The following is a 13,324-nucleotide window of genomic DNA, read 5'->3' as shown; positions in this document are numbered from 1 at the left end:
CGCAGTAACGCTCCCACGCCTTCAGGCAGTCCCTCGCCCACAGGGTTTTGGTGTGACGGCTGCCGATGGCCACCGTGTAGATTGTGTTCATTGGATTGTGCTAAAGACGGTCAGGGGGGGGTCAGATGGCGAACAACCCTGGCCGCAACCCTGCTGCAGAACAAAGAAATCCGGGAGAGAAACAAACGAAGATGCACTTTTCTGAGTCCAAGAACTCCCCTAATCCGCCACAAAACCACTCCGAACCATGTTTCCTTCCGGGAATTCAGGATATACCACTCCGTGTAATAGCGGGACAGGTATTTCTTGGCATATAAGTGAACCATGTGACAACCAGGCGGCATAACCTCCTCTTTGCCAAAGTATGGCGACCAGGCGGGAACAGCCCATTGCCCCGCATCAAAAGCATCAACCATGATGTTGTACTCCCGGCTGAATCTGGCTATCCAATAAGCCCAAACGCCTTCATCAAAGGAAAGATCCCACAAGGGGGTTTCCCGCACAATCCTTGCATAGTTCTCCTGGAATACCTGCCGGATATTCGGCGGCAACAACATGATGTGACCATTGACAATAAAATAGAGACGCGAATCCGGCCATTGTCCTCTTCCTTTTTTCACATCCCTGAACCGGGGCCATCGCAATGCACCCAGCGTTTCATACCTGTCCTGGACGAGGGCCGAAACAGGATGCTTGAAATGCCAGAATGGGTTCACGCGGCAGGTGATATTCTTGTCACTGTGCAAATCAAATATATTCGGCGCTTGCGGGACAGGCAGGTTGTCCAAATCCGTTAGCAGGACACTACCGGCCAAATCCCGGTTGATACAGTTGAGTTTCTCAAAGAGAAGCGATTCACTCTTCTCCCTGAAAGGGAAAACAGGCTTTGTCTGCACATGAAGGTTCAGGTTGTGGCGGTCGCAGTAACATTCCCACGCCTTGAGGCTGTCTCTTGCCCAAAGCGTTTTGGTGTAACAGTCACCGATGGACACTGTGTAAACCGTGTTTGTTGTCATTGAAAACTGCAATGAAAAGTTGACAAGCCATGTGCGGCCGGAGAATCAGCCCGGGCTTCCGTCTTTGCCGCAAGCATGGAGAATACACCCGGATGCCACCTGAAGCAAACGGAGCAACCAAAATGGACAATACACCAAAGCAACGGGCGAACGAGCCGGTTCATAAAAAACGACATCTTCGTCAAGAAAGACATACCAGTCATAGAGAAGCCGGTTGGCCTTGACATATTCAATCAGCCGGTTTCTGCCCGATGCCCAGGTTGTGTTCGGTGCATACAGGGTGGTATCCGCTGTTTCTTTCCGGTAGGAAAGCAGCGCATGGGGCTTGTTCCTGAGGCAGCGGTAGATGCGCGGCAGCCCCGCTTTGGCCTGTATCAGGAAAAGGGCGGTTTTTGTCATGGCGGATTGCCGGCGCGTCCCGGAATGACGCCGCGGGACGGCGACGGTTGCATTATAATAGTGTTTCCTGAACTCAGACAAGGGGGTATTCATGTTGTCCAGAAACATCTTGCGGCTTTATGCGCTGGCGGTGTGCTTTGTTTCCGTCATCGTCTTCAGCGTGTCGTTCGGCGTCGGCGTGTATGATGTGGTGCAGGTCAACCTGCCCGAAACGACGCTGAGCGGCTGGCAATACGAGCGCTACCAGAGCAACATCAATTTTGTCAGGGACTGGCCGCCCGAAAAAGCGGTGCCGGACGACGACACGCTGACGCGGCTGCGCGAGGAAGGCTACCGCATCGCCATCGCCGGCGAGGCGCGGGACGCGAAGCAAAGCCTTATCCAGCAGGCCATCACGATGCTGATCATGGTCGCGCTTTTCCTGATTCACTGGAAGTTGTCGCGGAAAGCCGTTCAGTGAAGATCAGGCGGGCGGCGGGCTGACTTCGGCGGACTGACTGCTATTCCACCGTAACCGACTTTGCCAGGTTGCGCGGCTGGTCAATGTCGGTGCCTTTCAGCAACGCCGTGTGGTAGGCCAGTATTTGCAGCGGCAGCGTGAACACAATCGGCGCCACCGCGTTTTCCGGCGCGTTCAGTTCAATCACGACGACCGAATCGCCCTCGGACTTGAAGCCCGCGCCCGAATCGGCGAACACATGGAGCACGCCGCCGCGCGCGCGCACTTCCTGCAGGTTTGACTTCAACTTGGCCAGCAGGTGGTCGTTCGGCGCCACCGAAACCACCGGCATGCCGCGGTCCACCAGCGCCAGCGGGCCGTGCTTGAGTTCGCCGGCGGCGTAGGCCTCGGCGTGAATGTAGGAAATCTCCTTCATCTTCAGCGCGCCCTCCATCGCCACCGGGTAATGCCGCCCGCGCCCCAGAAACAGCACATGCCGCTTGTCGGCGTACTGTTGCGCCAGTTCCTTGATGCGCGGCTCCAGCGCAAGCGCCTGTTCAAGGCGCGACGGCAGGTTGCGCAACTGCGCGACGAGGCCGGCGCGCACCGCCGGCTCCATGCCGGCGCGCTTGCCGAGCAGCATCGCAAGCAGCAGCAGCGTCACCAACTGCGTCGTGAACGCCTTGGTCGAGGCGACGCCGATTTCCGGCCCGGCGTGGGTCATCAGCACGCGGGCGGACTCGCGCACCAGCGAACTCTCCGGCACATTGCAGATGGCCACCGACGGCAGGTAATCGCATTGCTTCGCCAGCGCCAGCGCGGCGAGCGTGTCCGCCGTCTCGCCCGACTGCGAGATGGCGACAAACAGCGTGCCCGGCAGTATCACCTGGCGGCGGTAGCGAAACTCGCTGGCAATCTCGACGCGGCACGGCACGCCGGCGAATTCCTCGAACCAGTGGCGCGCGACCAGGCCGGCGTGGTAACTGGTGCCGCAGGCGACAATCTGCACCGCCCTGACGGCGTCCAGCAGCGGCGCGGCGTCCGGCCCCAGTATCCCGTCCGGCACGGTGTCGTCGAGCAGGCGGCCCTCGAGCGTGTCGGTCACCGCGCACGGCTGGTCGTGTATTTCCTTCTGCATGAAGTGGTCGAATTCGCCGAGTTCAATCGCGTGCGGCGACAGCGGCGTCGCCACCGGCGCGCGCTCGACCGGGCGCAGTTCGCCGTCTTCAAGTTCGCCGTTGAAAATGCGGACGCCGCCGCGCCCGATGCGCGCGATGTCGCCGTTCTCCAGCACGATGAAGTCGGTGGTCACCTGCAACAGTGCGTGCACATCGGAGGCGGCGTAGTGGCCGCCGTCGGCGCCGGCGCCGATGACCAGCGGGCTGCCGTTTCGCACCAGCACGATGTGGTCGGGCTGCTCGACATCAATCACGCCGAGCGCGTAGGTGCCCTTGAGGTCTTTCAGCGCGCGGCTGACCGCCTGCAACAGGCCGCCGCCGCGCGACAAATGCCACATGATCTGGTGCGCGATGACTTCGGTGTCGGTCTCCGAGGTGAAATCAAAGCCGCGCCCGGTCTGGGTTTTTTTCAGCGCCTCGTAGTTCTCGATGATGCCGTTGTGGACGATGACGATGCGGTCCGAGATGTGCGGGTGCGCGTTGGCCTCGTCGGGCGCGCCATGGGTCGCCCAGCGGGTGTGGGCGACGCCGGCGTTGCCGGTGCAGGGATCGGCATCAAGCGCGTTTTGCAGTTCCGCCACCTTGCCGAGTTTCCTGACGCGCCGGACGCCGCCGTTGACGAGCGCGACACCGGCGGAATCGTAGCCGCGGTATTCAAGCCGCCGCAGCCCCTCCATCAAAACGCCGCTGACATCGCGCGCGGCGATGGCGGCGACAATGCCGCACATCAGCCCGCCCCCTTCTTGCGCGGGCGCCGCCAGCCGGCGACGGTTTTCTGCTCGCTGCGCGACAGCGTCAGCGCGCCGGCGTCGGCGTCGCGCGTGATGGTCGAGCCGGCGCCGATGGTGGCGCCGTCGCCGACCGCGACCGGCGCCACCAGTTGCGTGTCCGAGCCGATGAACACATCGTCGCCGATGACGGTGCGGTGCTTGTCGGCGCCGTCGTAATTGCAGGTGATGACGCCGGCGCCGACATTGACGGCGGCGCCGATTTCGCTGTCGCCGATGTAACTCAGGTGGTTGGCCTTGCTGCCGGCGCCGATTACGCTCTTCTTGACCTCGACGAAGTTGCCGACATGAACCTCGTCGGCGAGCACCGTCTGCGGGCGGATTCTGGCGTACGGCCCGACCCGGCAGCGCGCGCCGATTTGCGCGTCTTCAACGATGGAATACGGCTTGATGACGGTGCCGGCGCCGATGCTGACATCGCGCAGCATGCTGTAGGCGCCGACGCTCACATCGTCGCCGAGTTCCACGCCGCCCTCGAGAACGACGCCGACATCGAACAGCACATTCTGGCCGATTTCCACCTCGGCGCGCACCTCAAGGCGGCTGGCGTCGCGCACGCACGCGCCCCGCGCCATCAAACTGTGCACGCGGCGGCGCTGCAAAATGCGCTCGGCGTGCTCGAGCTGGATGCGGTCGTTGACGCCCGCCGCCTCCGACGCATCGCGCAGGCCGCTCGACGCGAGGCGCAGGTTGCCGGCGACGGCGGCGCCCGCGCAATCGGTCAGGTAATACTCGCGCTGGTTGTTGTCGTTGCCGACCTCCGCAATCAGCGCGCGCAAAACCCGCGCCTTCGCCGCCATCACGCCTAAATTGACTTCGGTAATCGCGCGCTGCTCCGGCGTCGCGTCGGCCTCCTCGACAATGCCGGCGATGCCGCCGCGCGCGTCGCGCAGAATGCGCCCGTAGCCCGCCGGCGCGGCGACATCGGCGGTCAGCAGCACGAGGTCGGCGTGCGCCAGGCCGTCGAGCACGCCGCGGTAGGTGCCGGCGTGTATCAGCGGCATGTCACCGTAGGTAATCAGCGCGGTGTCGTCGTCGCCGAGCGCCGGCAGCGCGCACGACACCGCGTGCGCCGTGCCGAGTTGCTCGCGCTGCTCGTGCCAGACGAGGCCGCCGTCGCCGCCGAACGCCTCGCGCACGCGGTCGCCGCCGTGGCCGACGACGATGTGCACCTCGCCGGCCCCGAGTCGCCTCATCATGCCGATGACATGCCCGAGCAGCGGCGCGCCGCCAAGATCGCACAACACCTTCGGCCCGCCCGCGCCCATGCGCCTGCCCTCCCCGGCGGCAAGAATAACGGCTGAAAATTTCATCGTGTCACCGCGAGTGTCCCGGCACAGGCGCCGCCGCCGTGCCCGGGCTTCGCTACCTGGTTTTACGCAGGCGCTCGATCATCCGCAGTTGGGCGGCGATTTCGGCGAGTTCGGCCAGCGCCCTGGCCGCCTCAATGTCGGACAGTTGGGTTTGCAGCAATTCCTCGGCGCGCTGCCGCGCCTCGAGGGCCTTGGCCTCGTCCAGGTCCTCGCCGCGCATCGCGGTGTCGGACAGCACCATGACGCTGTCGGGCTGCACCTCGATGATGCCGCCGGAGACGAAGAAGTGGCGGTCCGGTTCGCCGTCAACGCGGATGCGAACCTCGCCCGGGCGCAGCCGCGACAGGAACGGCGCGTGCTGCGGGAAGATGCCGACCTCGCCCATCTCCGCCGACGCGAAGACGGCGTTGACATCGCCGCTGAAGATTTCCTCCTCGGCGCTGACGATGTGGGTGCGGATCGTGCTCATGGCGGCGTTACAGCGACTCGGCCCTGGCCGCGACTTCCTCGATTGAGCCGACCATGTAGAAGGCCTGCTCCGGGTACTGGTCGTACTCGCCCTCGATGATGCCCTTGAAGCCGCGTATCGTGTCTTTCAGCGAGACATACTTGCCGGCGGTGCCGGTGAAGACCTCGGCGACGAAGAACGGCTGCGACAGAAAGCGCTGAATCTTGCGCGCGCGCGACACCACCTGCTTGTCTTCCTCGGACAACTCGTCCATGCCGAGAATCGCGATGATGTCCTTGAGTTCCTTGTAGCGTTGCAGCGTGTTCTGCACGCCGCGCGCGACATCGTAATGCTCCTGGCCGATGATCAGCGGGTCGAGTTGGCGGCTGGTCGAGTCGAGCGGGTCCACCGCCGGGTAGATGCCGAGTTCGGCGACCTGGCGCGACAGCACCAGCGTCGCGTCGAGGTGCGCGAAGGTGGTCGCGGGCGACGGGTCGGTGAGGTCGTCCGCCGGCACATAAACCGCCTGGAACGATGTGATCGAGCCGGTGCGCGTCGAGGTGATGCGCTCCTGCAAGACCCCCATCTCCTCGGCCAGCGTCGGCTGGTAGCCGACCGCCGACGGCATCCGCCCGAGCAGCGCCGAAACCTCGGTGCCGGCCAGCGTGTAACGGTAGATGTTGTCGATGAACATCAGCACATCGCGGCCCTCGTCGCGGAAGTTCTCGGCGATGGTCAGGCCGGTCAGCGCGACGCGCAGGCGGCTGCCGGGCGGCTCGTTCATCTGGCCGTACACCAGCGCCACCTTGTCGAGCACCTCGGACTCCTTCATCTCGTGGTAGAAGTCGTTGCCCTCGCGGGTGCGCTCGCCGACGCCGGCGAACACCGAATAGCCGCTGTGCTCGATGGCGATGTTGCGTATCAGTTCCATCAGCGTGACGGTCTTGCCGACGCCGGCGCCGCCGAACAGGCCAATCTTGCCGCCCTTGGAAATCGGCATGATCAGGTCAATGACCTTGATGCCGGTCTCGAGTATCTCGACCGCCGGCGACTGGTCGGCGTAGGTCGGCGCCTTGCGGTGTATCGGCAGGCGCGTGCCGGCCTCAATCGGCCCGGCCTCGTCCACCGGCTCGCCGAGCACATCCATGATGCGCCCGAGCGTCGCCTCGCCGACCGGCACCGACACCGGCGCGCCGGTGTTGCTCACCGCCAGCCCGCGGCGCAGCCCTTCCGACGAGCCGAGCGCAATCGTGCGCACGACGCCGTCGCCCAGTTGCTGCTGCACCTCGAGCGTCAGCCGGTTGTCGCCCTCGACAATCAGCGCGTCGTGGACCTGCGGTATGCTCTGCCGCGGGAATTCCACATCCACGACGGCTCCAATGATTTCAACGACATTTCCGGAACTCATGTTTTTTTGTTTCTCCTTAAAATAAAGATTGGGCCGGGCGCCGGCGTCAAACCGCCGCCGCGCCTCCGACAATTTCCGATATTTCCTGCGTAATCGCGGCCTGGCGCGCCTTGTTGTAGGCCAGTTGCAACTGGCCGATCAATTCGCCCGCGTTTTCCGACGCGCTTTTCATCGCCACCATGCGCGCGGCCATCTCGCACGCGACATTCTCGACCACCGCCTGGTAGATTTGCGATTCAATGTAGCGCCTCAGCATCGTGTCCAGCACCGCGCGCGCCTCCGGCTCGTAGATGTAGTCCCACAGGCGCCCGGCGGCTTCGGCGTCTTCCTCGACGCCCGTCACCGGAATCAACTGCGACACGCGCGGCTTCTGCGTCATCGTGTTGACAAAGCGGTTCTCGACCAGAAACAGGCGGTCTGTCTCGCCGTCGGTGTAGGCGTCGAGCATCGGCTTGATCGGGCCGATCAACTGCTCGATGTGCGGCGTGTCGCCCAAGTGCGTCGCCTGCGACACAATCTCGGCGTAGCGCCTGAAAAAGCCGAGCGCCTTGTTGCCGATGACCGTCACCCGCACCTTCGCGCCCTGGTCCTGCCATTCCTTGATGGCGCCGAAGGCGGCCTTGAACAGGTTGATGTTGAGGCCGCCGCACAGGCCGCGGTCGGTGGAGACGACGATGAAACCGACGGCCTTGACCTCGTCGCGCGCCACCAGGTACGGGTGGCGGTATTCGTGCTGCGCGCCGGCGACATGGCCGATGGCCTGGCGGATGCGCTCGGCGTAGGGGCGGCTCGACGCCATGCGGTCCTGCGCGCGGCGCATCTTGCTGGCGGCGACCATTTCCATCGCCTTGGTGATCTTCTGGGTGTTGCCGATGCTGGCAATCTGCGTCCGGATTTCCTTCTCGCCCGACATCGCCGCGCCCCCGTCTTTCAGCCCGCCGGCGCCGTTACCAGGCGCCGTTGGCCTTGAACGACTCGACCGCCTGCTTCATCTGCTTTTCGATGTCGTCGTTGAAGTCGGCGGTTTCGTCGAGTTGTTGCATCAGCGCGGCGTGTTCGGCGCGCAGGTGCGCGTGCAGCGCCTCCTCGAACGCGCCGACCTTGGCGGTCTCGATGTCGTCGAGATAACCGCGGTCGGCGGCGAACAGCGACACCGCCATCTCGGCGGTCTTCAGCGGCGAATACTGCTTCTGCTTCATCAATTCCATGATGCGCTCGCCGCGCTCCAGTTGCTTGCGCGTCTGCTCGTCGAGGTCGGAGGCGAATTGCGAGAACGCCGCCAGTTCGCGGTATTGCGCCAGCGCCAGCCGGATGCCGCCGCCGAGTTTCTTGATGACCTTGGTCTGCGCCGCGCCGCCGACGCGCGACACCGACAGCCCGGCGTTCATCGCCGGGCGGAAACCGGAGTTGAACAAATCGGTCTCGAGGAAGATCTGGCCGTCGGTGATGGAAATCACATTGGTCGGCACAAACGCCGACACATCGCCGGCCTGCGTCTCGATGATCGGCAGCGCCGTCAGCGAGCCGGTGCGCTCCTTGACCTTGCCGCCGGTGGACTTCTCGACATACAGCGGGTTGACGCGCGCGGCGCGCTCGAGCAGGCGCGAGTGCAGATAGAAGACATCGCCGGGATACGCCTCGCGCCCCGGCGGCCTGCGCAGCAGCAGCGAAATCTGGCGGTAGGCCCACGCCTGCTTGGTCAGGTCGTCGTAGATAATCAGCGCGTCGCGCCCGCTGTCGCGGTAATACTCACCCATCGCGCAGCCGGAGAACGGCGCCAGAAACTGCATGGACGCCGGGTCCGACGCGCTCGCCGCAACGACGATGGTGTGTTCCATCGCGCCGTATTCCTCCAGTTTGCGGACGACGCCGGCGACCGACGACTGCTTCTGCCCGACCGCGACATAAATGCAGATCAAATCGCCGCCCTTCTGGCTGATGATGGTGTCCACCGCGACCGCGGTCTTGCCGACCTGGCGGTCGCCGATGATCAACTCGCGCTGGCCGCGGCCTATCGGCACCATCGAGTCAATCGCCTTCAAGCCGGTCTGCACCGGCTGGCTGACGGACTGGCGCGTAATCACGCCGGGCGCGACTTTCTCCACCGGCGATGTCTGCTGCGCGTTGATCGGCCCCTTGCCGTCGAGCGGGTTGCCGAGCGCGTCCACGACGCGGCCCTCGAGTTCGGGGCCGACGGGCACCTCGAGAATGCGCCCGGTGCAGTGGCAGGCGTCGCCCTCTTTCAGGCCCTCGTAGTCGCCCAGCACGACGGCGCCGACCGAGTCGCGCTCGAGGTTCAGCGCCATGCCATAGAGGTCGCCCTCGAACTGGATCATCTCGCCGTACATCACATCGCGCAATCCGTGGATGCGCACGATGCCGTCGGTCAGGCCGACAATCGTGCCCTCGGTGCGGGCCTCGGGCGGCGCCTCGAAGTTCTCGATCTTCTTCTTGATAAGACCGCTGATTTCAGTGGGACTCAATTGCATGATTTCATTCCTTTGTCTTTGTCTTTGACTTGTTGCGGATTAACGGGACAGTTCGGCGGCCAGTTTGTCGAGTTTGCCCCTGAGCGAGCCGTCCATCACAAAATCGCCGGCGCGCACGACGGCGCCCGCGAGCAGCGCCGGCTCCACCCGGCAGGCGACTTCCACCTCTTTGCCCATGCGGCGCGCCAGCGCCGCGCGGATGGCCTCGCGCTGCGCCGGGTCGAGTTCAAACGCGCTGACAATCTCGGCGTGCATGCGCTCCTCGGCGGCGGCGCGGTAGGCCGTGAACAGGTCGGCAATCGGCGCGGCCAGCGCGAGGCGTCGGTTGGCGGCCAGCAGTTGCACAAAGTTGCGGATGTACTCGTCCGCGGCGTCGCCGGCGACGGCGACCATCAAACCGGCGATGCGCGACGGCGGGCAGCGCGGGTCCTGTATCAGGCGCCTGACGGCGTCGTCCGACGCCGCCGCCGCCAGCAGCGTGAGCGACTGCGACCATCTGTCAACGGCGTCGTGCTCGCGCGCGAATTCAAACGCGGCGCGCGCGTAGGGCCTTGCCGCGGTAATCAATTCCGACATCGTTACAGCCGGCTTTCCAGTTCCCGCAGCGCGCCGGCGTGCACGCCGGCGTCCACTTCCCTGCCCAGGACGCGCTCGCTGCCGGCGATGACAATGCCGCCGACCTCGCGCCGCAGACCCTCGCGCGCTTGCAGCACCTGCTGCTCAATCTCGCTCTGCGCCGCGTGCTTGATGCGCTCGGCTTCCTCGCGCGCGGCGACCTTCGCCTCTTCGACGATGCCGGTCGCGCGCTTCTCGGCCTGGGCGATGACATTGGCGGCCTGGTTGCGCGCCTCTTCCTCCATCAGGCGGATGCGCGCCTGCGATTCCTCCAGGTCCTTGCGGCCCTGCTCGCCGGCGGCCAGCCCTTCGGCGACCTTTTGGCGGCGCTCGTCCAGCGCCTTCGTCAGCGGCTCCCACAGGAAGCGGTTGACGAGCCAGATGAGTATCAGGAACGCCGCGACCTGGGCGAAAAGCGTCGAGGTGATGCTCATCCGGCGACCAGCGCGGCGGCCAGCGCGCCGACGAACGGGTTGGCGAACAGGAACCACATCGCGAACGCCAGGATGATGAACGGAAACGATTCCATCAGGCCGGCGAAGATGAACATGTTGGTCATCAGTTGCGGGCGCAGTTCGGGCTGGCGCGCGATGCCCTCGAGTGTCTTCGCGCAAATCAGCCCCCAGCCGATGGCCGAACCGAGGCCGGCGGCGGCGAGGATGACGCCGACGCCGACAGCGGTGTAGGCGTAAATGGTTGCAATCATGTCAGGTGTCATTAACTTTCTCCTTGTAAAAAAATCTCAATGTTCCTCCTGGTGCGCCATGCCGAGATAGACCACGGTCAGCACCATGAAGATGAAGGCCTGCAGCGTCACCACGAGCAGGTGGAAAATCAGCCACGCGAGGTCAAGACTGACCTGCAGCGGCAGCCAGAACAGCGCGGCCACGCCGACCGCGAGCGTCCCGCCAATCAGCGCAATCAGCAGAAACACCAGTTCGCCCGCGAACAGGTTGCCGAACAGGCGCAGCGCCAGGCTCAGCGGCTTGGCCAGTTCCTCGATGGCGGTCATCACGATGTTGACCGGCACCAGAAACTTGCCGAACGGGTGAAACAAAAAACCCTTGATGTAGCCGACGACGCCCTTGACCCGGAGGCCGTAGAAGATCGTCAGCGCGAACACGGTCAGCGCCAGCGCGAGGGTGGCGCTGATGTCGGTGGTGGGCACCACTTTCAGGTAATGCACGCCGATCAGTTTGGCCGCCTCCGGCAGCAGGTCCACCGGCACCAGGTCCATCGCGTTCATCAGCAGCACCCAGACGAAGATGGTCAGCGCCATCGGCCCGATCAGCGGGTTGGGTTTGGGGAACACATCGGCGACCTGCTTGTTGACGAACTCGACCAGCACCTCGGCGACATTGACCAGCCCCGACGGCTCGCCCGGCGTCACGCGGCGGCCGATGCGCCACGCCAGCAGCACCATCAGCGCGCCGAGCAGGACGCTGAAGAAGATGGTGTCGAGATGCCATGCGTTGAGTTTGATGATGGCGTCGGATTCGCAGTCGGCGCCGGCGCAGAGGTTGGTCAGGTGGTGCTGGATGTACTCGACGGTGCCCATTTTTTCGCCGCCGCCGTTCATTTGCGCGCCTCGCGCAGGCTCAGCCACCAGGCCAGATAGCAGACGGTGAAGGCGGCAAGCATCGGCAGCGGCTCAAAGCGCCACACGATGATGCCGGCGGCAAAGGCGGCGAGCACCAGCAACATGCGCGGCGCGACGCCGAGAATCAACAATCCTGTGCTTACCATTTCCTTTTTTTCAAGCCGCTTGTCGAGGCGCCTCAGTTGCACCGCAAGAATGAGCGACAGCAATACCGCGACCAGTCCGCCGTAAAGCGCCGACCATGCCGCCCACGCGGGCGCCTGCCCCTGCATGAAAAAAAAGCCGGCCGATACGGCCAGCGCGGCGGCAACCTGTCGTTGCACGACCTTTTTTCCAATGCCATACACTGCATTTATTGCGAATGTGTTGTGATACGGTGTTGGCGGGCTTCAAGTCAGCAATTTGTGCACTTTCAGTATGCCGCCGATCAATCCGAGACCGGCGAATATTAGCATGAACAGCGGCCTTGTATCAAGCCAGGCGTCGGTCCAATAGCCCAGCAGGAAGCCGCTCAAGACCATGGAGGCGAGGATGGCGCCGACGCCGATAAGGCCGATGCCGGGCGGCGGGGCGGATGGGGGGTTGGGCGGGGGTTCGGGTGTGGTGGCGTGGCCGGGCGCGGCGCGGCGCGGCGGGCCGCCGGGCGCAGGCGCAGGACGCTGTTGCCCGGGTCGGGGCGCGGGGGGTTGCGGGGGCTTTTCGGGGCTGGATGCCATGGGTTTGCCGGCGGCGGCGTCAGGCGAACAACGCCGCAATCCGGCGCTGGATGTCCTGTGCCGCGGCGCGCGGGTCGGCGGCCTCGCGGATGGGCCTGCCGACGACGATGTAGTCGGCGCCGTGGCGGAACGCCTGCTCGACATTGACCGTGCGCTTCTGGTCATCATCGTTGTCCAGCGGGCGGATGCCCGGCACGACGACGAGCAATTCCCGCCCTAACGATTGCCGCAGCGCTTCCGCCTCAAGCCCCGACGCCACAACGCCGTCGCAGCCGGCCTCCAGCGCGCGCCGGGCGCGCGACAGCACCAGGTCGCCGACCTCGCACCGGAAGCCGAGGTCGCGCAGGTCGCCGCGGTCAAGACTGGTGAGCGCGGTGACGGCGAGTATTTTCTGCCGCCCTTTCTCCCGCGCCGCCGCCTTCAACATGCCGTCGTTGCCGTGCACCGACACAAAACAGGCGCCGTGCTCATCCAGCCGCCGCACCGCGGCGCCGACAGTGCGCGGAACATCGAAGAATTTCAGATCCACAAAAACCTTCTTGCCGGCGCCAAGCAGGTCGTGCAGCAGCGGGAAATAACCGTCGCTCATGAACAATTCAAGACCGAGTTTGTAGAACGACACCGAATCGCCGAGGGTGGTGACCAACTCGCGCGCATCGGCGGCACCGGGCACATCCAGCGCAAAAATCAGGCGCTCTGCGGCGGGGATGGGGGTTTCAGTGGCTTTTGTAGAAGTCATTTAATAGTAAATGCGCCCGCCAACCTCAAACTCATCGGCCTTTTCAACATCCAGCATGTATTTCGGATTTCTCGGACTGCCATCCGCATTTCTCCCCTGCGCGTAGATTTCCAGGCCGCCCTTGTTGGCGTCGTTGATGGCAAGAATCAGAATTTGTTTGAGGTCGGCTTTTCGTT

Annotated in this window: 16 protein-coding genes; 1 reads left to right on the top strand and 15 read right to left on the bottom strand. The window is 64.3% G+C overall.

What is annotated here, in order from left to right; translation table 11 throughout:
- Positions 1-110: 110 nt before the first annotated feature.
- Positions 111-1,016 carry a hypothetical protein gene (locus OXU50_07200; protein MDD9869660.1) on the bottom strand — a complete coding sequence of 302 codons (906 nt, stop codon included), beginning with the start codon at positions 1,014-1,016 and terminating at the stop codon, positions 111-113.
- Positions 1,017-1,061: 45 nt separating this feature from the next.
- Complete coding sequence (locus OXU50_07195; GenBank protein MDD9869659.1) at positions 1,062-1,415, bottom strand: hypothetical protein; 354 nt, start codon at positions 1,413-1,415, stop codon at positions 1,062-1,064.
- 94 nt (positions 1,416-1,509) lie between these two features.
- Here OXU50_07195 and OXU50_07190 point away from each other — a divergent pair, with 94 nt between their 5' ends.
- On the top strand, positions 1,510-1,875 hold the full coding sequence (locus OXU50_07190; protein ID MDD9869658.1) for a hypothetical protein: 366 nt from the start codon (positions 1,510-1,512) through the stop codon (positions 1,873-1,875).
- Between the two features lie 40 nt (positions 1,876-1,915).
- Here OXU50_07190 and glmS read toward each other — a convergent pair whose 3' ends face one another.
- The 13 genes from glmS to pyrF all read right to left on the bottom strand — a co-directional run bounded on the left by glmS (position 1,916) and on the right by pyrF (position 13,148).
- Positions 1,916-3,760, bottom strand: a complete 1,845-nt coding sequence (glmS, locus tag OXU50_07185; GenBank protein ID MDD9869657.1) for a glutamine--fructose-6-phosphate transaminase (isomerizing) — start codon at positions 3,758-3,760, stop codon at positions 1,916-1,918.
- Positions 3,760-5,133: a bifunctional UDP-N-acetylglucosamine diphosphorylase/glucosamine-1-phosphate N-acetyltransferase GlmU gene (glmU, locus tag OXU50_07180; GenBank protein ID MDD9869656.1), complete on the bottom strand. Its 1,374-nt coding sequence runs from the start codon at positions 5,131-5,133 to the stop codon at positions 3,760-3,762. Before glmU ends, glmS begins: the two co-directional genes overlap by 1 nt.
- 52 nt (positions 5,134-5,185) lie before the next feature.
- Positions 5,186-5,602, bottom strand: a complete 417-nt coding sequence (locus tag OXU50_07175; GenBank protein ID MDD9869655.1) for a F0F1 ATP synthase subunit epsilon — start codon at positions 5,600-5,602, stop codon at positions 5,186-5,188.
- A 7-nt stretch (positions 5,603-5,609) separates the two neighbouring features.
- Positions 5,610-6,989, bottom strand: a complete 1,380-nt coding sequence (atpD, locus tag OXU50_07170) for a F0F1 ATP synthase subunit beta (protein MDD9869654.1) — start codon at positions 6,987-6,989, stop codon at positions 5,610-5,612.
- Positions 6,990-7,035: 46 nt separating this feature from the next.
- Positions 7,036-7,902, bottom strand: coding sequence for a F0F1 ATP synthase subunit gamma (atpG, locus tag OXU50_07165; GenBank protein ID MDD9869653.1), 867 nt, complete (start codon positions 7,900-7,902; stop codon positions 7,036-7,038).
- Positions 7,903-7,936: 34 nt separating this feature from the next.
- On the bottom strand, positions 7,937-9,478 hold the full coding sequence (gene atpA, locus OXU50_07160) for a F0F1 ATP synthase subunit alpha (GenBank protein ID MDD9869652.1): 1,542 nt from the start codon (positions 9,476-9,478) through the stop codon (positions 7,937-7,939).
- Positions 9,479-9,517: 39 nt separating this feature from the next.
- The gene (locus OXU50_07155; GenBank protein MDD9869651.1) at positions 9,518-10,054 is read right to left on the bottom strand and encodes a F0F1 ATP synthase subunit delta; all 537 of its coding nucleotides are present in this window, start codon (positions 10,052-10,054) and stop codon (positions 9,518-9,520) included.
- 2 nt (positions 10,055-10,056) lie between these two features.
- On the bottom strand, positions 10,057-10,527 hold the full coding sequence (locus OXU50_07150; protein MDD9869650.1) for a F0F1 ATP synthase subunit B: 471 nt from the start codon (positions 10,525-10,527) through the stop codon (positions 10,057-10,059).
- Positions 10,524-10,811: a F0F1 ATP synthase subunit C gene (atpE, locus tag OXU50_07145; GenBank protein ID MDD9869649.1), complete on the bottom strand. Its 288-nt coding sequence runs from the start codon at positions 10,809-10,811 to the stop codon at positions 10,524-10,526. Before atpE ends, OXU50_07150 begins: the two co-directional genes overlap by 4 nt.
- A gap of 24 nt (positions 10,812-10,835) precedes the next feature.
- Positions 10,836-11,672 carry a F0F1 ATP synthase subunit A gene (atpB, locus tag OXU50_07140; GenBank protein ID MDD9869648.1) on the bottom strand — a complete coding sequence of 279 codons (837 nt, stop codon included), beginning with the start codon at positions 11,670-11,672 and terminating at the stop codon, positions 10,836-10,838.
- Positions 11,669-12,016, bottom strand: coding sequence for an ATP synthase subunit I (locus OXU50_07135; protein MDD9869647.1), 348 nt, complete (start codon positions 12,014-12,016; stop codon positions 11,669-11,671). Before OXU50_07135 ends, atpB begins: the two co-directional genes overlap by 4 nt.
- Before the next feature lie 66 nt (positions 12,017-12,082).
- A complete protein-coding gene (locus tag OXU50_07130) occupies positions 12,083-12,409 on the bottom strand; it encodes an AtpZ/AtpI family protein (protein ID MDD9869646.1) in 327 nt (108 codons plus the stop codon).
- Positions 12,410-12,428: 19 nt separating this feature from the next.
- Positions 12,429-13,148 (bottom strand): orotidine-5'-phosphate decarboxylase, encoded by a 720-nt coding sequence (gene pyrF, locus OXU50_07125; GenBank protein MDD9869645.1) that lies wholly within the window; start codon positions 13,146-13,148, stop codon positions 12,429-12,431.
- Positions 13,149-13,324: the final 176 nt, after the last annotated feature.

The organism is Gammaproteobacteria bacterium (assembly GCA_028817225.1).
Lineage (GTDB): Bacteria > Pseudomonadota > Gammaproteobacteria > Poriferisulfidales > Oxydemutatoraceae > Oxydemutator.
Note: the sequence above shows the minus strand (reverse complement) of the source record. Positions and strands in the feature narration are given on the sequence as shown.

Coding starts and splice junctions, on each gene's coding strand:
- OXU50_07200 (MDD9869660.1), bottom strand. CDS start 1,016: ATGACAACAAACACGGTTTACACAGTGTCCATCGGTGACTGTTACACC.
- atpD (MDD9869654.1), bottom strand. CDS start 6,989: ATGAGTTCCGGAAATGTCGTTGAAATCATTGGAGCCGTCGTGGATGTG.
- atpB (MDD9869648.1), bottom strand. CDS start 11,672: ATGAACGGCGGCGGCGAAAAAATGGGCACCGTCGAGTACATCCAGCAC.
- glmU (MDD9869656.1), bottom strand. CDS start 5,133: ATGAAATTTTCAGCCGTTATTCTTGCCGCCGGGGAGGGCAGGCGCATG.
- atpE (MDD9869649.1), bottom strand. CDS start 10,811: ATGACACCTGACATGATTGCAACCATTTACGCCTACACCGCTGTCGGC.
- OXU50_07195 (MDD9869659.1), bottom strand. CDS start 1,415: ATGACAAAAACCGCCCTTTTCCTGATACAGGCCAAAGCGGGGCTGCCG.
- OXU50_07150 (MDD9869650.1), bottom strand. CDS start 10,527: ATGAGCATCACCTCGACGCTTTTCGCCCAGGTCGCGGCGTTCCTGATA.
- OXU50_07155 (MDD9869651.1), bottom strand. CDS start 10,054: ATGTCGGAATTGATTACCGCGGCAAGGCCCTACGCGCGCGCCGCGTTT.
- OXU50_07175 (MDD9869655.1), bottom strand. CDS start 5,602: ATGAGCACGATCCGCACCCACATCGTCAGCGCCGAGGAGGAAATCTTC.
- atpA (MDD9869652.1), bottom strand. CDS start 9,478: ATGCAATTGAGTCCCACTGAAATCAGCGGTCTTATCAAGAAGAAGATC.
- OXU50_07130 (MDD9869646.1), bottom strand. CDS start 12,409: ATGGCATCCAGCCCCGAAAAGCCCCCGCAACCCCCCGCGCCCCGACCC.
- pyrF (MDD9869645.1), bottom strand. CDS start 13,148: ATGACTTCTACAAAAGCCACTGAAACCCCCATCCCCGCCGCAGAGCGC.
- atpG (MDD9869653.1), bottom strand. CDS start 7,902: ATGTCGGGCGAGAAGGAAATCCGGACGCAGATTGCCAGCATCGGCAAC.
- glmS (MDD9869657.1), bottom strand. CDS start 3,760: ATGTGCGGCATTGTCGCCGCCATCGCCGCGCGCGATGTCAGCGGCGTT.